The 20,847-nt window shown below is 44.1% G+C and carries 21 protein-coding genes and 1 tRNA gene; 16 read left to right on the top strand and 6 right to left on the bottom strand.

Annotated elements, in window-relative coordinates; genetic code table 11:
- Nucleotides 1–304 precede the first annotated feature (304 nt).
- The gene (gene rny / locus HGH47_RS11410) at nt 305–1,846 is read right to left on the bottom strand and encodes a ribonuclease Y (protein WP_044013731.1); all 1,542 of its coding nucleotides are present in this window, start codon (nt 1,844–1,846) and stop codon (nt 305–307) included.
- Nucleotides 1,847–1,961: 115 nt separating this feature from the next.
- A complete protein-coding gene (locus tag HGH47_RS11405; RefSeq protein ID WP_212566214.1) occupies nt 1,962–4,349 on the bottom strand; it encodes a tetratricopeptide repeat protein in 2,388 nt (795 codons plus the stop codon).
- A gap of 352 nt (nt 4,350–4,701) precedes the next feature.
- Between HGH47_RS11405 and lspA the strand changes: the two genes are divergently transcribed.
- Together lspA and HGH47_RS11395 are read left to right on the top strand one after the other, a co-directional pair.
- Nucleotides 4,702–5,247 (top strand): signal peptidase II, encoded by a 546-nt coding sequence (lspA, locus tag HGH47_RS11400; RefSeq protein WP_212566213.1) that lies wholly within the window; start codon nt 4,702–4,704, stop codon nt 5,245–5,247.
- A complete protein-coding gene (locus HGH47_RS11395) occupies nt 5,248–5,481 on the top strand; it encodes a hypothetical protein (protein ID WP_212566212.1) in 234 nt (77 codons plus the stop codon).
- Between the two features lie 65 nt (nt 5,482–5,546).
- On the opposite strand, the gene HGH47_RS11390 is transcribed toward HGH47_RS11395, so the two are convergent.
- Nucleotides 5,547–7,205: a hypothetical protein gene (locus tag HGH47_RS11390; protein ID WP_253676354.1), complete on the bottom strand. Its 1,659-nt coding sequence runs from the start codon at nt 7,203–7,205 to the stop codon at nt 5,547–5,549.
- A 44-nt stretch (nt 7,206–7,249) separates the two neighbouring features.
- Nucleotides 7,250–7,323, bottom strand: a tRNA-Ala gene (locus HGH47_RS11385).
- Between the two features lie 352 nt (nt 7,324–7,675).
- Between HGH47_RS11385 and HGH47_RS11380 the strand changes: the two genes are divergently transcribed.
- The 7 genes from HGH47_RS11380 (at nt 7,676) to HGH47_RS11350 (ending at nt 14,656) form a co-directional block, all read left to right on the top strand.
- On the top strand, nt 7,676–8,074 hold the full coding sequence (locus tag HGH47_RS11380) for a hypothetical protein (RefSeq protein ID WP_212566211.1): 399 nt from the start codon (nt 7,676–7,678) through the stop codon (nt 8,072–8,074).
- Between the two features lie 3 nt (nt 8,075–8,077).
- Nucleotides 8,078–8,470 (top strand): (deoxy)nucleoside triphosphate pyrophosphohydrolase, encoded by a 393-nt coding sequence (locus tag HGH47_RS11375; protein ID WP_212566210.1) that lies wholly within the window; start codon nt 8,078–8,080, stop codon nt 8,468–8,470.
- A 2-nt stretch (nt 8,471–8,472) separates the two neighbouring features.
- The gene (locus HGH47_RS11370; protein ID WP_230974596.1) at nt 8,473–8,856 is read left to right on the top strand and encodes a hypothetical protein; all 384 of its coding nucleotides are present in this window, start codon (nt 8,473–8,475) and stop codon (nt 8,854–8,856) included.
- A gap of 60 nt (nt 8,857–8,916) precedes the next feature.
- The gene (locus HGH47_RS11365; RefSeq protein ID WP_432912439.1) at nt 8,917–10,119 is read left to right on the top strand and encodes a coenzyme F420-0:L-glutamate ligase; all 1,203 of its coding nucleotides are present in this window, start codon (nt 8,917–8,919) and stop codon (nt 10,117–10,119) included.
- Between the two features lie 166 nt (nt 10,120–10,285).
- The gene (gene lepB / locus HGH47_RS11360) at nt 10,286–10,786 is read left to right on the top strand and encodes a signal peptidase I (RefSeq protein ID WP_432912436.1); all 501 of its coding nucleotides are present in this window, start codon (nt 10,286–10,288) and stop codon (nt 10,784–10,786) included.
- Nucleotides 10,777–12,654, top strand: coding sequence for a penicillin-binding protein (locus HGH47_RS11355; protein ID WP_212566207.1), 1,878 nt, complete (start codon nt 10,777–10,779; stop codon nt 12,652–12,654). Before lepB ends, HGH47_RS11355 begins: the two co-directional genes overlap by 10 nt.
- Nucleotides 12,635–14,656: a motility associated factor glycosyltransferase family protein gene (locus HGH47_RS11350; protein ID WP_432912432.1), complete on the top strand. Its 2,022-nt coding sequence runs from the start codon at nt 12,635–12,637 to the stop codon at nt 14,654–14,656. Before HGH47_RS11355 ends, HGH47_RS11350 begins: the two co-directional genes overlap by 20 nt.
- Nucleotides 14,657–15,771: 1,115 nt before the next feature.
- Here the strand turns inward: HGH47_RS11350 and HGH47_RS11345 are convergent.
- Nucleotides 15,772–16,122, bottom strand: a complete 351-nt coding sequence (locus HGH47_RS11345; RefSeq protein WP_212566205.1) for a helix-turn-helix domain-containing protein — start codon at nt 16,120–16,122, stop codon at nt 15,772–15,774.
- Between the two features lie 59 nt (nt 16,123–16,181).
- Nucleotides 16,182–17,408 (bottom strand): hypothetical protein, encoded by a 1,227-nt coding sequence (locus HGH47_RS11340; RefSeq protein WP_212566204.1) that lies wholly within the window; start codon nt 17,406–17,408, stop codon nt 16,182–16,184.
- A 56-nt stretch (nt 17,409–17,464) separates the two neighbouring features.
- On the opposite strand from HGH47_RS11340, the gene HGH47_RS11335 reads away from it, so the two are divergent.
- From HGH47_RS11335 to HGH47_RS11305, 7 genes are all read left to right on the top strand, one after another.
- Nucleotides 17,465–17,950 carry a hypothetical protein gene (locus HGH47_RS11335; protein ID WP_212566203.1) on the top strand — a complete coding sequence of 162 codons (486 nt, stop codon included), beginning with the start codon at nt 17,465–17,467 and terminating at the stop codon, nt 17,948–17,950.
- Nucleotides 17,947–18,654 (top strand): hypothetical protein, encoded by a 708-nt coding sequence (locus HGH47_RS11330; RefSeq protein WP_253676350.1) that lies wholly within the window; start codon nt 17,947–17,949, stop codon nt 18,652–18,654. Before HGH47_RS11335 ends, HGH47_RS11330 begins: the two co-directional genes overlap by 4 nt.
- A gap of 252 nt (nt 18,655–18,906) precedes the next feature.
- The gene (locus tag HGH47_RS11325; protein WP_212566201.1) at nt 18,907–19,158 is read left to right on the top strand and encodes a hypothetical protein; all 252 of its coding nucleotides are present in this window, start codon (nt 18,907–18,909) and stop codon (nt 19,156–19,158) included.
- Nucleotides 19,155–19,415 carry a type II toxin-antitoxin system RelE family toxin gene (locus HGH47_RS11320; protein WP_212566200.1) on the top strand — a complete coding sequence of 87 codons (261 nt, stop codon included), beginning with the start codon at nt 19,155–19,157 and terminating at the stop codon, nt 19,413–19,415. Before HGH47_RS11325 ends, HGH47_RS11320 begins: the two co-directional genes overlap by 4 nt.
- A 21-nt stretch (nt 19,416–19,436) precedes the next feature.
- On the top strand, nt 19,437–20,027 hold the full coding sequence (locus HGH47_RS11315; protein ID WP_212566199.1) for a ribbon-helix-helix protein, CopG family: 591 nt from the start codon (nt 19,437–19,439) through the stop codon (nt 20,025–20,027).
- Between the two features lie 49 nt (nt 20,028–20,076).
- On the top strand, nt 20,077–20,385 hold the full coding sequence (locus HGH47_RS11310; RefSeq protein ID WP_212566198.1) for a BrnT family toxin: 309 nt from the start codon (nt 20,077–20,079) through the stop codon (nt 20,383–20,385).
- A complete protein-coding gene (locus tag HGH47_RS11305) occupies nt 20,351–20,617 on the top strand; it encodes a BrnA antitoxin family protein (protein ID WP_212566197.1) in 267 nt (88 codons plus the stop codon). Before HGH47_RS11310 ends, HGH47_RS11305 begins: the two co-directional genes overlap by 35 nt.
- Nucleotides 20,618–20,847: the final 230 nt, after the last annotated feature.

The following is a 20,847-nucleotide window of genomic DNA, read 5'->3' as shown; positions in this document are numbered from 1 at the left end:
TACGTAAATAAGCGACATCGTCAATTTACACCATCCGTAGTGTAAATTGACTTGCGAGTTTTACAAAAATCTGATTTTTGTAAAACGTCGTTGTTGTTTTATGTGCCCGCCATCCTGAGACGGTTCTGCGCAAACTCGAAGTGTTTTTCAGCGGCACCATCTGTACCGCTGAAAATAGACCTACGATGCGAGAACATCGCATTTCAAGGTAACCTGTTCAGAAAGGCGAGTTTCCTAACAGGTTTAATAATAAAAAAGCCGTTCCTACACGAAGAACGGCTTTTGACGACCTCTTTTACGGTTGCTATCGTGCGTATTCGATAATACGTGTTTCGCGGATGAGCGTTACCCGAATACGGCCGGGATACTTCAGATCGTTTTCAATCTTTTTCGCAATATCTCTGCCCAAGGCCTTCACTTCTTGGTCGGGTATCTTTTCATTGTTTACCAATACCCGCAGCTCACGACCTGCTTGGATTGCATACGCTTTTTCGACGCCTTGGAACCCTTCTGCAATTGCCTCAAGGTTTTCCAGCCGCCTGACATAGTTATCCATCGTTTCGCGGCGGGCGCCCGGCCGTGCAGCGGAAATGGCATCGGCAATCTGCACCAGTATGGATTCCACACAGGACGGCTCAATATCGTTATGGTGTGAACCGACCGCATTGACGATACGCGGATCGAGGCTCATCTTCCGCGTCATCTCCATACCGACTTCGGCGTGGTTTTTGTCGGAATCCGCTTCGGCGCCCTTACCGATGTCGTGCAGTAAGCCGCCGCGTTTTGCGATTTCTACATTCGCGCCGATTTCTGCGGCAAGCGTACCCGCCAAAATAGCGACCTCTTTGGAATGCTGCAATACGTTTTGTCCGTAGCTCGTTCTAAAATGCAGGCGGCCGAGCGCACGCACCATTTCCTGTCCCATATCGTGAATCCCGAGGTCAAAGAGCACTTTTTCCCCTTCTTCATACACGGTCTGCGAAATTTCCCGCGTAACTTTTTGCACGATTTCTTCAATCCGTGCAGGGTGAATCCGGCCATCTAGAATAAGCCGCTCCAATGCAATACGAGCAATTTCTTTCCGCACCGGATCGAAACAAGAAATAACCACCGCTTCAGGCGTATCATCGATAATAATATCGACGCCGGTCAAGGTTTCCAGCGCACGTATATTGCGCCCTTCACGCCCGATAATCCGCCCCTTCATTTCATCACTCGGCAAGCTCACCGTAGAAACGGTTATATCGCTTGTTGTCTCCGTCGTCAGCCGCTGAATGGTCGTAACCAAAATATCACGCGCTTTTTTTTCAGCGGTAAGATTCGCTTCTTCTTCTATTCTATTGATAAGAACCTGCGCATCCTTTTTCGCTTCATTGGCAAGGCTTTGTATAATCAAATCCTTGGCCTGCGCCTGTGTCAAACCGGAAATCCGCTCCAGCTCTTCCTTATACCGTTCTTCCTCCCCATCCAAGACTTTTTCACGTTCGTCAAGCGCATCCTTCCGCTCAACGAGTTGCTTTTCATTTTTTTCTGCCAATTCCAGCCGTTTATCCAGCTGTTCTTCTTTCTGGGTTAAGCGGCGTTCCATCCGTTGAAGGTCGCTTCTCCGTTCGCGGTTCTCTCGTTCTTGTTGATTTCTTTCCCGAATAAGTTGTTCTTTTGCCTCAAGAAGAATATCCTTCTTTTGAGCTTCAGCCTCTTTTATAGCCTCCTGTAAAACCCGCTCTGCACGCTGTTCAGAAGCAGATAGTTGAAATCTGGCATACAGCCAGCGAATCGTCCATCCAAGAATTAAACCGATAATTACGAGAGCAATACACACGATCACCATCATGATTCCAGTCATGTTTGCTCCTTATAACAGTAAATAACTGTCATCTTAAACTTTATACTGAATACCTTAAAATGTCAATAATTTTCTATTTGACATATTTAACATCGTTTTTATCCGGTTGTTCCTCTTAAATCAATTTATTTTTTTGCGCAGCGGCGTAGAGTTTTGCATTCCATACATTACGGAAAATAAACTTATCACGCACCGTATTCTCCGTCATCGTGTCCATACAGTTTTGCAGCGCTTTAAACGAACGGCTTAAATATCCGTTTGCGCTATCGGATGTATTTCCTTCTCTACGGAGGAGCGCATCGTAACAAAGATACGAATATATCGAAGCGTACATATCATGATTTTTAAGCGCATCCCGTGCGGTATCTTCAAGCTGTTGAATATACATTTGGGCTGAATCTTCCAGCGCATTGAACGCAAGCCGGAAACGATAATAGCTATCCATAGCGGTATAAAACACCTGTATTGTCGGCTTACCGTACAAATTTCCCCAGACAAACTCTTCAGCAAGTGCAAAACCGCTTTGATACGGCTCAAGCACAGCGGTAAATGTTTCGGAACTCACTTGTATCTGCTCACGCTCGTCACGAAGAATGGGAGCAAGCAAAAATGATTCGATGAGAAACAAGATTGCATCAGGCGATTTATCAAGGTTTGCAATGAGTATCGGCTGTGCCTTACTTGTTTGCCCTTTTTGGGATAATGCCCTTGCATACCAAATTCTACAAAGGGGCGCCCATTCTTGGAAGTGCTTCGAAGCTGCTTTTTCAGCCTCTTGAAATAAAAGCTCCGCTTTGCCGTAGTCCCCTAACTGCAATGCGACTCTTCCCTGCATAAATAAGCACGGTATCTTTTTAGGTTGTTCAAAATAACGCTCTGCATCCTGTAAGAGGCGATCGAGAAAATTTTCAGCAGTATGTAAATTATTCTGCAAAAAGCAACTGATGCTGAGGTTAAACAATGCTTCGCATATAAAACTACTGTCGTTCAGCAATTCGGCAATATCAAGAGCATATTGAAAATAGGTTACGGCATCTTCTATTTTATTTTGAGACAAATGCAGAAATGCTACACAGGAAAGGGCACGGTATTCTCCTGCAGGAAAGGCATGCGCTTGAACGGAGCTGACCGCTTTTTTGACCGCATAAACCGCTTCGTTAATATTTTTTTGCTTACTGATTTTTAATGCTTTTTGATAGCTTTCAAGAGCAGAAAAAAAGACTGTAGACTTAAAGGGACTGATATCAATCCGAGGAATTTCTTTATCTGAATACTTGTGGAAGAAATAATGCAGCATAAATTGATCTTCCGGAACAAATTGAAGCGTACCAAAAATATCTTTCAGGTTTTCATCGGGACATAACATCCCCGTTTTATATTTATCCCATAGGAAATCAGCTATATACTGTTTAGCCTTATTCTTTTCTACTCCGAGCCGCTGCTCTAATCGCTCGACAGCGTAGGGGCTTACCGAATGCATATCGTTTTTTACTTCGGTAATACCGGCTGCATACATCCATTCATACAAACTCGTAATAAACGAGGGGCTTTTATGCAGCAAAAGAAAAAACTCCGGTATTTCATCGTCAAAGATAAATGATGGCGCATATATCGTAAGATAGGCAAGTTGTAAGAAATCACCTGATAAGCCGTCAACCGAAATTACCTTTTCCGACATAAGTTTGGAGTGAGCGGTAATGGGAAGTACATTGATCAGATAATGTGCCGCCTCTGCATTTTTTTCGGTATATATCACGGTTAATTCGGTGGCATGATAAGTTTTTACAAAGACCTGAAAGTAGAGGCGTGTATATAATAAAAATGCGTCAATAAAATAATCAGGATAATCGGAGCAAAATCGGTTTCGACGGAAATAATACTGCACATGTTGAGCTTGCTCGTATTGAGCCTGTTCGTCTTTCGAAAGCGCTGCCGTTATCGCGTGCTCGGTAAGCGGATGGACAAGCATAAAATGATACACCGCATGTATCCACGTACCGGTATTCGAGAGGTAGATACGATATTGGGCTTCCGCTGTTTCGGTGTGATCCGTTTTCGGTACGATAAAATTAGCGCTGTAGTAGAGTTTAACTTTAGGCACATATTCGAACCGGATATAGGCTTTCAAAAGCCGTTCCGCTTGTGCGGAGGCAAAAAAGCTGCGACTCGGCATAAGGATGCCCCTATAAGCGGCAAAATGATCTGCAATGGCATCGTCAGAATCCGTTTCTTCACAGCAATCGATAATAATCCGGTAATCTACAACTCGTCTTTTATAAACACGCAGCAAATCTGCTAAATTTTGCAAAAATAAATTGGCGGAAAACGCCGGAGCAACTTCGCGGCTGCTGAAGCGGTAAATCGAGGCGCAGGAAACTTTAAATGAGGAAGCACCGTTTGCTTCAGCCGATTCCACGACGGCATTCAATAATTTTTGTATTTCAAACGGAGCAATTCTCATTAGCTGCCGTTCATAGGGAATTTCAAAATAGATACAAATCATAACGCCCTTCCTTATTATGTATCGGCTTTTTTCCAAATCCGATAAATTAGGTAGCATTATGCGCTTCAATGTTTTTGGGAACGGGGATGTCTCAAAAGTTGGTTACTTTTTCGACATCCCCGCGAAATTTTAGAAAAAATTTCGCACAGCTTATTTCAGGAGAAAGGCAACAGCATCAGACAGATATGTTCAATGCCGCAGAATAATAGGCTGGGAGACCATTTGAACCGCGAAGAGGTTCAACTCTGGTTGAACAGCCTATTATTCTGCGGAGGCGTAAAAAAAACACTCTAATGCTGGTTGCCTTTCAGACTTTGTAGACCTTTCGGAAAAAATCTACTATACTATGCGGATGAATATCAAAAACAGACGAGATTACTTTTTACCGCTTATACTAACCTTTGCGGTTATTGCACTTGATCAACTAACTAAATGGCTGATTGTTAAATCGATTGATCCGTGGTCTGTGGGGGCTTCTTTTTTCGGGGACCTGATACGAATTGTCTGTGTTTACAATACCGGTGCAGCGTTCAGTTTCGGAAGCGGACTTTCCTCCGTTATGCGTTTTGTCGTAATAGCCTGCATCCCCGCCTGCTTTATTGCCGGTATTTGCGTACTCTATTTTAAATCGGAATTTCCACGGGAACAGCGTTGGTTTTTAAGCGGCATTATCGGCGGCGGAATCAGTAATTTACTCGATCGATTTTTTAGAGCGGAAGGCGTTGTGGATTTTATCGACGTTAAATTTTTCGGTCTTTTCGGTTTGGAACGTTGGCCGACATTTAATATCGCAGATTCCGCTATTGTGGTATGCGGAGTGGGTTTATTCGTTGCACTGCTCATACAGGAAGGAAAGGGCAAAAGCAAAACTCCGGCAGAGCCGAACAATGGGGAATAAATGCGGAATATTATTCTTTTTTTAATTATCGGGACATTGGTAACGCTCGTACTTATTGCCGGATGCAGCGCAGTATGTGCTGCAATCATTATTTTGCTGGCAAAATTCGTGAATGAACGTATTTTTGCAGCGCTGCCTTTTGCAGTTATTGCCGGTATTGTATTATCGTTTTTCTTTTACGGTAAAATTATGAAGAAGATAATGAACAAATACGGATTAAATAACAAAAAATAAGCCGCAAAAACAAGAGAAAGTGCTGATTAAATGTGCTCCTCGCTTTGATCAGCACTTCCAAAGGATTAATAGCCGTCGGACATCTGACGGTTTAAATCTTTTTGGCACAGCTCTTGATAAACAGGAGCTCGGGTTTTCAGCTCTTCTTTAACCGCCTTGCTGAACGGCATATAGCGCCAGAATACATTCCGTACTTCCCTATCAAGCTTCTGTATTCCTTCGCTTTCCTTAGTCATCCAGATTAAGTAATCTTCGATAAAGTATTCTTTTACGTCGCCTTTCAGTTTTTGAGCTTGGAACCATTGATAGTAATTACCGGTTAAACCTTCTTCCATCCAATAGTATGATGCCTTTTCCTTTGCGACCTGCCATCGAAGGTCAGCGGTAGCCGTTAAAAGTGCATTTTTCAAATTTTTTGTATACATCGGAATGGCAATGCGTCCGCGGCTGGTTACGCGATTATACCGATCGAAGGGTTCCCAACAAAAACCTATATCGCCATAAGAGGGAATAAGCACCACGAACGGAGGTATTCTATTCAGCTGAGAGCGGTACTGGCGGCAATACGCTTCGCAGTCAATACTTTCAATCCAGCGCATAATCTCCAATACGTTTTCTCTAATGCCGATTTCATTTGGTGTACAGCGGAAGAATTCGCGCGATAAAATAGGAAAGTGATTTCCTTGCCGTCCGCAGGTCATCTTAACCATTTGCCGAACGGTTTCCAGCTCCGTATTTACATCGGAGACATTCAGCTCACCGTCACCGCTGATTTCAATTTTTTCACGCAAGGAGCGGACATCTTCATCTACACGATGATACTCATTCAAAAAGTTCGTTAGCTCTTTATCCAGTGCAAGGATTCGCCTCAGATTATCGCCTAAATCGCTTACATTGCGCTTTTGCGTTTCAGTAAAAGGCGCTTTTATTCCTGCAAAACCGGCAATGTTGTCATGTACAAACAGCTCATGGATTTGATTTTTTACCAATTCTTCCGCACTGGAGCGTTCATCCGATTTGGCACGAAGCAAATTTTCCGCACTTTGCAATTTTCCCTGCGCCTTATTAAGCAGTTGCTGGAAATGAGTCGACATATTCTTTTGTTTTGTCCGTACCTCATCAGTGGAAGAAGGATTAATCAATCCGACGGCAATATCATGGAACCACTCATCAAGGTAATAAATAGGCTCATTATAAGGATTTTCATCGATAATCTTTGCAAACGTATCTTTTTGTTCAGCGGTTAAAAGTGTCGGCAAAATGAGTCCGTACCGTAACGCATACTTTTTTTCGATTGCGGATTCGTCTGTCGGTAATTTTAACACAAGTACGGAAATAAACTGCCAATAATTTGTGACAAGTTGCTGCCGGTATACAGTACGGTCTTTTTGATCGCGTGTGGTAAGATATTTTGTGAGCGTATTATGCAAACGTTGAGAAGGTTCACCGCAATTTCTTAACACTTTTTTATAAAAATCCGCCGAATCAAAATAGGTGTGCGGAGTATCATTATAAAAACGTTTAACTTTGGGGAACTCTTTAATGGTTAGGTCAACTCTGGCAGGACTCGGCTCCGAACTGCCGGAAGCTTGAGGTGAAGCTGATAGAAGAATATCGTCGCCGATATCATCGAAGAGATCAAGAGACGGAGCAGAAGCAGAAGGCGCTACAGGAATATCTTCCAACAAGGCTGCAAGCTCAGGATCAAGATTTGATATATCCATACGCGGTTCTATGCCTACCTTCTTTTTATTTTATCGGGATTATTTGGAGGTGAGGGGAATTGAACCCCTGACCTCTTGCATGCCATGCAAGCGCTCTAGCCAACTGAGCTACACCCCCAAAAAGCAACAGGGTAATTATGAAGGAAATTCCATTTTAGGTCAACCCCTCGATTCTGATGTGCTGCATTCCTTTTGTGCAAAATTTTAGATAAAATTTTGCACAATCTTTTTCAGAAACACGGTAAACGCATCAGACAAGTAAATCAAATTCCGCAGAATAATGAGGCATGACAAGCATTTGAGCCGCCAATCGGCGAAACTCTGCTTGGATAGCCTCATTATTCTGCGGGACTGGTAAAATGACCGACTGATGCGTTTACCCTGACAAATGCTTCGTTATGAATTGCTTTTTTTTTATAAATACGATATTCTGTATAAAAGCGCTTATTATGCGTTATGGGAGCACATATATGTTACCTTTCTATTTTCTTTCTGTTACCACAAACCTTATGATGGGGGGAATTTTACTCCTTTCCGCAAAAGACAAAGAGGAATTCAATATCAAATACCCTCTTTTAAACGATCCGACATTTTTACTGGTGCTTCTGATTTTTTCGGGAATCTCGGCCGTATTTAAACTTCTCAGTCCCGTCGCAGGGAATACACCGTTGGTCGGCGATATTATCCCCGCGCTTTCGGGCATTCTCGGCTGTATCGTATTCTTTGAGCGTTGGATTAAAGCCTCTGAAAATCAGCTGACACTGCCGCCGTTCTTAACCCGTATTCTTAACTTTGAACAACCGATAGGTTTCTTCTGCCTATTTGCCGGTGTTACCCACCTGCTTTTTTCGCAGGTACTGTTCTTATAGCCTATGCGCCAATCGGTAGTAGGTATTGTTCGGAAAGATAACAAGTTCCTGCTGGGTTTGCGGACACCCGGCGGCGATGTCGGAGAACATTGGGAATTTCCGGGGGGAAAGTGTGAAGCAGGCGAAACACACGAGCAGACATTAATCCGCGAGTATGAAGAAGAGCTTGCCGTTAGCATATCCGTCGGTCGGTTTATTGCGCATAAACATTTTCAAAATGAACACCGTAATTTCGAGCTTTTTGCTTACGAAGTGATAATTCCGGAGGGGCAAACATGCGTTTCCTCCGAGCACTCCGAATTAAAATGGTTTTTACTTGATGAACTGCAGAATATCCCGATAGTTCCATCGGATGCGCTGTTCATTCCCGAACTCCGGAAATTTTATCAGTTATAATTGTGAAAAATGTGATACGAAGCGGCGTGGGTGCCGTATGCCGCATTGTTGTGCTCTGCCTTTTTTCCTGCTTGTTCTCCTGTACCAATCGCGCAACACTCGATTCTGTTATACTGCCGCCTGATTCAGCCGTAAATGACGCCGACCGGTTTGCCGTTATTGTCGAAACCTATATCTCATTAAAAGATAGCCCTGGAGCAAACGGTATCATTGTCAACCATGCACGGCGAAAAGAGATATACGAAGTAACAGGGACACAATTCGTATCGAAAGATTCGGAGAGCGAACTGTGGGTACATCTTACGGACGGATGGCTGCAACGCTCCTTTGTAGAGTTATATCCGAGCAGGGCAAAAGCCGAAACAGCCGCAGCCCGATTAAAATAAAACGAAAAGATACTCTCAGTAGCCTGTTGTGTTCTGATGAGTACCCTAAGGAGAAAAATTATGCCTCAGAAGATCGGAACGGTTTCGCGGGGATTGATAGCGCCCATTGTACATGCAGGAGATGATATTGCTGCAATAGCGGTAGATACGCTCTTGTCGGCGGCGGAAACGGAAGGTTTTTCCATCCATGACCGAGATATCCTTGCTGTAACGGAATCCGTTGTTGCCCGTGCTCAGGGGAACTATGCTTCTACCGATCAGATTGCCGCCGATATACGAGAAAAGTTCGGAAACGAGCACATCGGTTTGGTATTTCCTATTCTAAGCAGAAATCGTTTTGCAATCTGTTTGGAGGGTATCGCAAAGGCTGGAAACAGACTAACGCTTGTATTGAGCTATCCTTCCGACGAGGTGGGGAACCGGCTGATGGATCCCGATACGGGTAAAGCGGAATCGGTAAATCCATGGCAGGATACGTTTACGGCGGAGGAATTTACGCAACGCTTCGGGGTATATAAACACCCGTTTACCGGTATCGATTACATCTCTTTTTATAACTCAATCATCAAAAAATACAATGCACAATCTTCTATTCTACTGGCCAATGATCCGTGCGCTGTTCTTTCCTCAACAAAACACGTGCTTGTCTGCGATATCCACACACGGGAAAGTACAAAACGGCGGTTAAAAGAACACGGCGCAACTCGTGTGTATGGTCTTGACGATGTACTCGCTCAACCGGTTAACGGCAGCGGATACAACAGCGTGTATGGGCTGCTCGGTTCAAATAAGGCAACCGAAGATTCCATCAAGCTCTTCCCGAATGATTGCCAAGCACTGGTAGAAAAAATTCAGCACATGCTTAAAGAAAAAACCGGTAAAACGGTTGAGGTGATGGTATACGGAGACGGAGCCTTTAAGGATCCCGTCGGAAAGATTTGGGAGCTCGCCGATCCTGTCGTTTCCCCCGGCTTTACCGCAGGCTTATCCGGTACGCCACATGAGGTAAAATTGAAATACCTTGCGGACAACAACTTTAAAAATTTGTCCGATAAAGAGCAGTACCAAGCGATGATTACCTACATCAGCGAGCATAAAAAAAATGCCTTTTCATCACAGATTGATCAAAAAGAAGCCCAAGGAACCACTCCCCGTCAATTAACCGACCTCATCGGTTCGCTGTGCGACCTTACTTCCGGCAGCGGCGATAAAGGAACGCCAATTATTTTTATTCAAGGCTATTTCAATAAATTCGGCGAATAAGGAAAAGTGCTGATTAAATGAGCTCCTCGCTTTAATCAGCACTTCCTAAGATACTGAAAAGCAATGTCCTGTAGCGCCCTGTTATTCCCCGCTGGAAAAAATCTTGCTTTTTTGCTATCTTTAGCCGGTGAAAAAACCGGTTCAAAGAAGATTCCTATGCTTCCTTGTGTTAATAGGCGGCATTCTCTTTTTAAAAAGCTATGTTTTAGATATAAGGCGGATTTCGGGGCATTCGATGGAGCCTGCTCTTTTCGATGGGCAGGTTGTCGTTATATGGAAATTGGCGTATGGCATTCCGCTCCCCGCTGCCAACCGGTATCTTTGCCGCTGGGGGATGCCACAAACAGGGGACGCGGTGCTCTATCATATCGACGGTCGGTATGTTGTAAAGCGCTGCGTAAAAATAGAAAATATGGAACTGCATTTTATTACAGCCTCGCAAGAAGCGCCGGAAAGTTATGGCTCACTTAAATTAGACGATAATAGAACTGTTGCGCTTAACCGTGTGCAATTCAGGAATCTGGGAGGATTTTTACCGCACGCCGAACAATATGTTCCTACCGGTTTTATTTTGTCGCTCGGCGATAATGCACCCCAATCCCGCGACTCCCGCGATTACGGGTTTGTCTCGGTTGATAGTATCTGCGGTCGGTTACTATGGAACTAAATCATTTTATTTCTAAAAAACGCATCATCTTTTTTATCGGCCTTTTGCTCATCTTTACCGGCTTAATTGTCGCAAAATATGCGCGGGCGATGCTTGGTTCGGAACCGGAAGTACACACCGTTAAGAAGGTTCGCGAGCGGGGATCAATTTTAGATCGGAACGGAAAAATCTTAGCGGCGGCGACAACGCTGTATAACCTATCGGTAAATAAAACACTGATTAGCGACGTCAATCGGCTTGTCAATATCCTTTCACCGATTCTTGAAATTTCGGAATCCGAGCTGCTTGATAAAATGCAAGATTCAAAATCGAATTTTTTATATTTAAAGAAGAAGTTGAGTGAAAATGAAAAAGAGATTTTAAAAGATGCCATACGGGAATATGGACTCAAGGGCTTACGGCTTGAAGCGGTAGCAAACCGCATCTATCCTGAAAATGAACTCGCATCAACGCTGATCGGCTATCTGGGCGATGACGGCAAAGGGTTGACCGGCATTGAATATTCCATGCAAAACATTCTCTCCCCGCCTGAAGGCACTGCCGGCGCCGACAAAGACGGTTATACGGTTGCCTTAACAATCGATGCTTCCATTCAATATATGCTGCAACAGATAGCCGAACGGACAATGAAGAGTTCCAAGGCAGAGGCGGTCATTTTTTTGGCTGCCGATGCAAAGACCGGCGAAATCCTTGCATACATAAACGAACCTTCCGCTGATTTAGCGCGTTTTTCTTCCAGCACTCAAGAGGAACGGTTTGATCGCCCCGCCTATTTTATCTATGAGCCGGGTTCCGTTTTTAAGATTTTTTCAATAGCTTCCTTTTTAGAACTTGGCACAACGAAGGATTCCGATGTCTACACCTGTGATGCACAATTTGTGTTTAAACCGCGTCAGTTGAATGACAAAAAAGACCAAAACGTGATCCGGTGCTTGCGGGTACACGGTCAAGTAACGCCACGCGACATTATCAGGTTTTCCTGCAACGACGGAATGGCGCAGATCGCCGACAAAACCGATGCCGCAGCCTTCGCTGAAAAGCTGCGGGCATTCGGCTTTGGAAAAAAAACCGGTCTTGAACTGCCCGGAGAAGCGGCAGGGATTTTTGCGCCGGTATCATCGTGGTCTACCCGTACCAAGCACACGATTGCGATTGGACAGGAAATCGGCGTTACCTCCCTGCAAATTGTACAAGCTGCAACGGCGTTTACCAATAAAGGCAAAACATTAAAGCTCAGTCTTTTGTCCGAAATTCTGGACTCGACAGGGAAACCGGTCTACCGGCATAAACCGAAACCGCTTGAGCAGGTTATTTCAGCGCAAACGGCAAAAACGGTACTCGGTTATATGCAGACCGCCGCCGATGACGGTACCGGCTTTCGGGCTTCGATTAAAGGCGTACCTATTTCCGTTAAGACCGGTACCGCGCAGATGGCGCAAGCGGATGGGCGCGGCTACAGTTCCACCGATTATCTCAGCAGCTGTATCGGTATTTTTCCCGTCGATGACCCACAGGTCATTTTGTATATGGCGGTTATCCGTCCCGTCGGGGAAACCTACGGTTCGTTGGTTGCCGCGCCGGCTATCTCGGAAGCAGCCAATGCAATTATCGACTATCGCGGTATGGGGCGGGCAAATGCTCCGAACATAACCCATACCGGCATTATCAAATCGCACCGCCAAACACCCGTAACCGTCGGCGACACGATGCCCGATTTGCTCGGTACTCCGAAACGGCTGCTGCTCGATTTATTAGGCAGAACCGATATTACGGTTAAGCTGACCGGAGACGGCTATGTAACGGCTCAAAGTCCGGCAGCGGGAACGCCGGTTGTAAAAGGAATGATCATTGAACTCACCCTTGAATAACGGCGCGGGTTTTGTCGGCGCCGCTTCTGCCGGTAACAACGGCGCTTCTATCGGTGCCGGAATAGCTTCTGTCGGCATACCCTTTACCATCGATGCCGAAGTATTCCTCCAAAATTGTAAGGACTTTACCGCCCGCTTTCCCGAACAGGCGGCAAGACTCGGACTCAATTTGCCGGAAACAGCCTTGCAGTGTTTACAAGCTATACCGCCCGAATACCGATTAGTACAAGCAAAAGCAAGAGGCATGGAACATACACCGACGCTGGCGGTAAAGGTCAGCTTTGTGCACTCCAAATACAATCCCCAAGAAGAAGCCCGCCGTATCCTCGATTCCGACTTTTTCCAAACGGCAGAGACGCAGAGCCGCTGTATCTTTACGGGGCTTGGGTTAGGCTATCTTGCTTCGCTGTATATCGAACGCTTTCCCGCTGCCGAAGCGGTAATCATCGAAGCGGACTCCAACATTTTTCTGTGTTGCTTGGCCGCCCGCCGCCTCGCCGCCCTTTTCCGGCACCGGCGTTTAAGCCTGCTGATTGGAACACAGCCGGAAGAGGCAGCCTCATTTCTCGCTTCAACGGGATGGAACGGCAAAATACTGTTTAAAGCGCCCGTTCTCGCCGAAGCGTATAAGCCGTGGTACGGAACTTTTTTTACGCTGCTTGAGCGGAATAAAATGAAAAACAGCATCAATGCAAAAACGCTGGAACGCTTCGGTACGCTGTGGTTAAAAAACACGGTAAAAAACCTCGATAGGCTTTGCACGACGGCAAAGATCGACTGTTTTAAAAATGCTTTTTCCGATACGGCTGCCGTCGTCCTTGCCGGCGGACCGAGTTTAACTGCTCATCTTGAGCAGATTAAAAAAAGCGGCAAAGATTTTCTGATTATCGCGGTGGATACGGCAATGCGGGCATGTTTACGGGCAGATATTACGCCGGATTTTATTCTCAGCTTTGACCCGCAGTATTGGAACTACCTGCATACCGCCGGATTGGATACACACAAGTCCATTTTAATCAGCGAGGCGGCGGTTTTTCCGGCGGTACTCCGACAGCGTTACCGCGCAGTGTTCCTCTCCGAATCTTCGGCGCCCTTTGCCCGTTATCTTGAAGGCAAAGGTGAAGAACAGAACGGCAATAAAGACTGTACGCTCGCCGCAGGAGGTTCGGTTGCAACAACTGCGTGGGATTTTGCGCGGTATATCGGCGCCAAGCCCGTTATCATGGCGGGACTGGATTTGGCCTATCCCGGTAAGCAAACGCACTTTGCAGGCAGCACCTTTGAAGAAGCCGTCCATACCCGCTCTACCCGCGTTGCTTCCGCAGAGCAGGCGAACTTTAACAGCTTATATTCGGCATTTCCTTCGCTGCATCAGGATTACGCCGGAGGGACGGTATTGACCGACCGCCGTATGCTGCTCTATGCGTGGTGGTTCGCAAGCACCCTTGCCAAATATCCGGAGGTTAAAACCTTCAATCTTATGCCACACGGGGTGTTCATTCCCGGAATGCCCGCCTGCTCTGCGGAAGATTTTGCGGGCATGACCGGCGGCCTCCCGCGCGCCGCAATTAATAAACGGCTGGAGACGCTCGTAAAAAGCGTGTACTCCCAAGCATTTTTAGATAGCTGCGGCGCGCGGAAGCGGCTGTTAGCCGCTTCGGTCAAGACAATGACCGAGAGCGCCGCCGGTCTTGCAGCCCAAGCGGAAAAGGCAGAAGCGTTGTGCCACCGCTTAGCGAAATACAGTGAAGAAGGCACACGTAAGAGTGGAAGTTCCGGCAACGGGAGCAGTGCCCGGAAACAGGCTGCCTTGATTGCACAGCTCAACACAATAGACGAGAAAATCAAAAACGGTTTTGCGAAAGATTTGGTCGCCGTGCTCTTTTTTAACGACGAAGCCGGCAAAGATAACGATCTACAGCCTATTGCAGCTGCTGAAAATGTCTACAAACGGATTCGTCTGATGGCGTTACAGGTATATGAAATATTTAAAAGCCGGTAAAAAAGCCTCTTTTTAAGAACTTTACACCTTTTTTAGCAGAACCTTATAAAATAATGAAAATTCTTCTAAACATTTTGCAACATCCGCCGATAATAAAAGCAGAAGGGGACATTAAACGGCGGTATCAACATCCAGACGCCGTTTCTTATACACCCGAAATGAGGACGGTTTAATGCTGTTGATTAAGCCGTCCTTTTCTTTTGCAAATAGGCGGCATATCTACTTCGTTGCCTTGCCAAAAGTGTACATCCTTATACCTCTCTACCGATGCACGTCCATGTACATCGGTAGAGGACAAGTTTTGTCCCAAAACTTGTTGATGACTTATCCCCCGCCCATCCTTGGGCGCATTGGCGGCGAGTTTCGGCGGCGCCGAAACATGATAAAAACAGGCAAGTCATTATCAAAACAGTATTTATACCAATCACGAAAAAGAGCATACCTTCATTGTAGCAAAAATTGACAAAGCTATTTTTACACACAAAGCGCGGATAGCGCTCTTTAGAACCTGTTTCGGCGGTCTAAAGGCTCGATTTTTATAGGTGTTAAACCGAGTAAAGTTAAAGTGGTTCTAGTACTGATGCGCTTTTTTCAAAAAGTCTTGAGCGCTGGAAAAATACTGGCAGGCGTAAAACTCATCTTCGATAAGCCGATGAGAACTTTACACATCGCTTTGATAGGTCTTAGCCCCGACGGGAATGGTTTTATGCGTAGCGGCATAAGAAAGCTCAATAACTTTGGTAAAAAGAGTTTTTTCTAGGCTGTTCCAAGGGGCGGTAAACTCAGTGCCATTGTCGGTTTGGATCGTTATTTCAGAGGGCTTGATGCCATATCGCTTTAAATGAGTGAAAAGCCGATAGATGAAAATGGAGGTACTGGTCGTGCTGTGTTGCTGTGTGTAGCCGATAAATATGCCCCTGTTCTGATACAACGAGCGGTTATTTGGTATTTTGGTAAGTGGAACTGCATGAAATCGTGATAAAATTCAGGAATATCATCCAAATATTTGATATCTACCTGTATTTTTTCAAATGCACGGTATTTATTTTTAACCTCTCGCATATCCCGCTTTTTTTCTCGATGCGTTTTTTTGCTCGGCAGTTTGTAGTTTTGTTTTAAATATTTGACGACCGTCTTAATAGAGTAAGGAATGCTATACTCACGTTTAATTCAACAGCTCCGTTAATGCGCTTATTATCTGCGGTTGCTTTTTCTGCGAGAGCTTTTATTTTGAATTGCCAATACATCTTCATCATGCGAGGGCTTTTTTGAGGTTTTTTAGACAGGTCTTTGAGCCCTGCCCCTTTTTTTTCTTGCCAGCGTTTTCTCCATTTTCTTACCGTTTTTACGGTTGTTTGAAAGTGCCGTGCAGCTTTTTTGTTGCCATACTTTAGCGCGTAGCCGACCAACTCTTTTCTCAACAACGAGGGGTCTTTACTGTTTTTGTAAGATGCATAATAATCCATTGCGATGGTATCTCCTTGGTAGTATTTTTGCTTAATCTATTTTGCCTAACCGGTTCCGCTTAGGCAAGGGGGATACCATCTCTCTTCTCTGTCCAAATATCAGGATTTTTTTGCTTGACAGCATTGTGATATGCTGCTATATTCTCATATAGAAGCTGAGAATCTCGGTCGCGGAGCAATTGGAGTTCCGGGATTGCTAATTCTCGGCTTTTTTCATTTATATAGAGCACTCTCTTTTCTTGTACGGCTTTTTGTAAAAAGTTTGTAAAGCGGTCTTTTCCGTATATCGTTTTTGCAAGATTTATATCAACTTCAATACCATTAAAATATCCTTTTTTATTCGGTGAGAGCGGAATAATAATCGGCCTACCTTCACTATCCTTTAATGAAACAACCGTAATAATATCTTCTCTCCTATCGCTCCGCTGCGATTGCATAATAAGCAGGGGCTTTTTTAACGCATCCGGAATTTGTTTTATCATCTCAGGCGTAAGCCCGTGGTAATTGGTCGCGCTTCCTTCCTTCTCCGGCTGCATAATATTTTGAATATGACGAGCGGTTATCATCACCGGTAAGCGTTCAAACCCAAGTTCTTGATAAATAGGAGACGTCATACCGAGATACAGATGACTTTGCGCAAACTGTGATACATCTTTTTGCGCATTAATAGTATCAACCGCTTCGTCAAAGCGTTGTTGGTTAAAGATGAAGCGCTCGGCAGTAAAAAGCTCATCGTACACACGGATAATTTCAAGATTAAGCGGGATAATCCGATCGAGACCGTTATAAATCTGTTGGGTAAATACAGCGCCTTTTTCAAAGACAATGCGGTGATCTTCTGAGGCGGCAAGGCGTAACCGGATATACTGTTCAAGCCCGATAGCAAACGCTTCTTCTTGTGCTTCACTCCAAACGCCCGCTTCGACCTTAAACGCTTTTTCCGCCCGCTCTTTCAGCGCTCCGGTAAGCTGCCGCCGAAAGACATGGGCAGCTTCATGGACAAAAGTGAAAAAGTCCGCATTTTTCCCAGCGCCAATGAGGGCGCGTGCATCACCGGATAAAAAGGCGGTATACCCTTTTATCTCATCCGGAAGGCTATTATCGGAAATAGCGAACCCTTTTGGGTGATATGTTGAAAGGTACTGATCGAATGGCATATCGAGGGTTTGGGCACGGGCTTTCAAAAGTAACAAAGCGCTGTCCGCTTCATCATTTGAAAGATGAAATGATTCGGTTATTTGACGTAAAACGAGCACTTCAGGCGACGGAGGCAAGAACTCTTGCATACAATTCCTCCTACAATATGAATATGTTAATAATGTTATAACATCAGTATAATATATTGAAGTTATCATTGCAATATGCTATTTTGCAGTATATGGTTACCGTATCTATTCCGAGTGAAAAAAAGGGACTGTCTCTGTTTGCACACGGAGGCGCCGCTCATGTTGAAACACTTCCGGATGCGACCGTTTTTACCTTTGATGATAAAAGTCCCGTCATTCTTTTTTACACCTTCCCCTCTATGCGCCGTGCATACATTATTTACGGCAAAGAAACCGGATGCAAACGAATGCTTCCATTGGTGACGCCTGCGGTAACCGTTTTATATACCGCGACCGGAAGACGCATTGATGTACTGAAGCGGATGTTATTTCTTTTGGATAACCTTACTTATGGAGCGTACTTTGGATTTGACGCACTTTTTTATCGAGAGTTGGGATTGCTTCTTGATCAAAACAAGATGAGTAAAAGAACGCTTATTACGTTGTTAGAAAAATACGGCTATTGGTATGCTGAAACAAAGAAAAAGGAGTATTCCTTGTGATTCATGTCGATAAACAGGTATTAAGCTATTTAGGGATTGAAAAGATTGTCATTGAGGAAGCAGGGACAGTTCATTCGTGTATTCCGGTCTTTTTCTTTCAAGAAGCGTGGCAGCTTTACTGTGTTACGGAATTATCCCCGAGACAGGGATATGATAAACTTCTGATTACCTATCGAGGGGAATGTTTACCAGTACCAGTACACTTAACCGGTGTTCGCGGTAAAAGGCGGCATTACACGGCAGTATTCGGCCGTACCTTACCGTTAGAATTAGCATATAGGCTTACATCCCTTCAAAGCCGCTTTGAAACGGCGGAGAAACGAGGGGAAAGGCGGCTTCCGGCAGGTCTTGCACACTGGGAAGCACTTGGTCTTAGACAGCTGTATCAAACAGTTTTGATAGACGGGTATGAATATGATTGCATTATTGAAAATATTTCAGAGCATGGACTTCTTCTTTCTTGTAGGCAGGAAGGTAAAATGACTATCCGCGATCCGATGGGGTTGCGTCTCGCCTTTGCGGCTCCTTCCTTAATATCTTTTTTACAACTGTCTCCGGTGCGTTTTTTTAAAAAAAATAGGCGGCTGTATATTGCCGTTCGTATAAAAGCCCCCATCGATATTCATTATCTGATGCGTTTTGCACGTTATGCCGATCGCTTCATTGATAGCCCTCATAAACCGGCGATACACAACGCCCGTTAAGGAAAACGATCATTGTTCCGTATCGTCTATACCGGCGACGGAGACGTCGCTTCCGCTTACTCAAGCCGATAACAGTACCTTGTGTCAATTATTGACGCAAGAATAGCATGCCATTTGTCCGACAAATAAGCGTTGTTTTAACCTATACTACTTGACAAATATGAATACTTTCAATATTTTTAATAAAATTATTGAAAAATACCATTTGTAGTATCAGATGATAGCTCTGTATGAGAGGCTAAAGGAAGTTTTATGGGTGTTAGAAATACTGTAAGTATGAGTTTTAGTGCTAATCCGCAGTTATTTAATCAAGTTGATTCTTTGTGTAAAAGCAGAGGTTGTACAAGAAGTTGGTTTTTGAATAAGGCAGTTGAGCGATTTATTCGCGAGTGTCTTGAAGATCAAGAAGATTATGAAACTGCTGCTGCTGCTTGGGCAGAGTTTGAAAGGACAGGTGGTAAAACTTATTCCAGTGAAGAACTTCGTAAGGAGTTTGGATTGTGAAAGTTGATTATTCAGAAGGTGCCAGAAAGCAATTAAAAAAATTAGATACTTCAGTAAGAAAACGAATTCTTGATTATATGGACGAGGTAGCTTTACTTGATAATCCTAGAGTTCGTGGAAAAATGCTTGTTGGTAGTCTTTTGGGTTTTTGGCGTTATCGAATTGGAGCTTACAGAGTTCTTTGTAAAATCATTGATACAACGATGGTTATTTTTGTTGTAGATATCGGACATAGAAAAGAGGTTTACGATGGATAGTATATTTGGAAGAATACTACGATGCAACAAATAAACGCAAATATCAAGAAAGCGCTCTATGATAAACTGCTGGAGCGGGAAAAAGAAAGCGGTGTTTCACAATCAAAGATTATCGAAGCGGCCTTGATGCAGTATCTTACCCAAGCGCCTATTACCCAAGCCGCTGACGATAAAGGTGAACTTTATGCATCGCAATTTGTAAAAAATACCGGACAGAGCATTCGCTCCTTTGCACTTAAGAATGGACTTGAATATATCACTTTTTTTAAAAGTATTACCGGTGTAACAAAGCCGACTTACGAAATGATGTTTCGTTTACGGAATGTTATTCCTCCTTCATGGTGGGTAACAACAACGGCGGAAGCAAAACCGGAACCGAAGCGCTTTACAGGACCGGATGATTATCGCATAGTGCGGGAACATTCAGCAGGGTATAAACACTTAGAGCCGCTTACTTACTCATGGTGTGCTGAAAACGGCGTAGATTATAATCGGCTGTATAACTTAAAGAGTAGAAAGGCTTTTGGATTTCCTTCATATTCTATGATACGCGCCTTACGGCACTGGATTGACCCAGACCTCTGGTTCATCTATGAAAAACGGAAAAAATGATAAGTACGGAATGCTTTACAGAAATACATTTATGTGATACTTTTTTAACATGAATGATGATATAGAATGGCATTTACCAAAAGAAGAAGCGAATATCAAAAAACATAAAGGATTGTCATTTGATGAAGCAAAACAGGTCTTTGATGATCCTTTTTACTTAGAAAAATATGATGTAGTTCATTCAATGCTTGAAGAAGAGCGGTATCAAGTTCTTGGCAGAATAAAGAATCAATTGGTTGTTTTTGTTGTTTATACGCCGAAAGGCAGCAAAAAACGGATAATATCGGTGCGACCTGCGTTGAAGCGCGAAAGGGAGATGTACTATGAAAAAATTGCAAGTATCACAGATAATAAATGAGTGTGAAAAAAATGCCATCCCTGATGAGCAGATAGATACATCGGAAATACCGGAACTGAGTAATCTGGATGGGTTTTATTTTGGAAATGAAAAGTATTTTAAGCCGGTAAAAGAACAGGTTTCAATTCGGTTCAATAAGATTTTACTTGATCATTTTCGTTCAAAAGGAAGCCGGTGGCAATCGGATTTGAATGAATTTTTGATGGGTGCTTACATCAATGGACAGATTTAGTCGAGGATATGATGTTAAGACCGGTGCGGCACACTTTGCAGAGCATAGTTTGATAGAGGTTTATCCCAAATGGCGGCACTTTTTATAAATATGGTGTACGATAGCAGTATAGAAAAAACAAGTGTAGAAAAAGCTGTAATGATTTTTTAATCAATGATGCTTTTTTGTGTACTGGTAACTACTGTTTAAGGGGTAAATCTCCCCGAAAACCTTCCCTTTTTTACTATCAT

The organism is Treponema sp. OMZ 805 (assembly GCF_050937395.1).
Taxonomy (GTDB): Bacteria; Spirochaetota; Spirochaetia; order Treponematales; family Treponemataceae; genus Treponema.
This window is presented reverse-complemented; position numbering and strand designations above follow the sequence as displayed.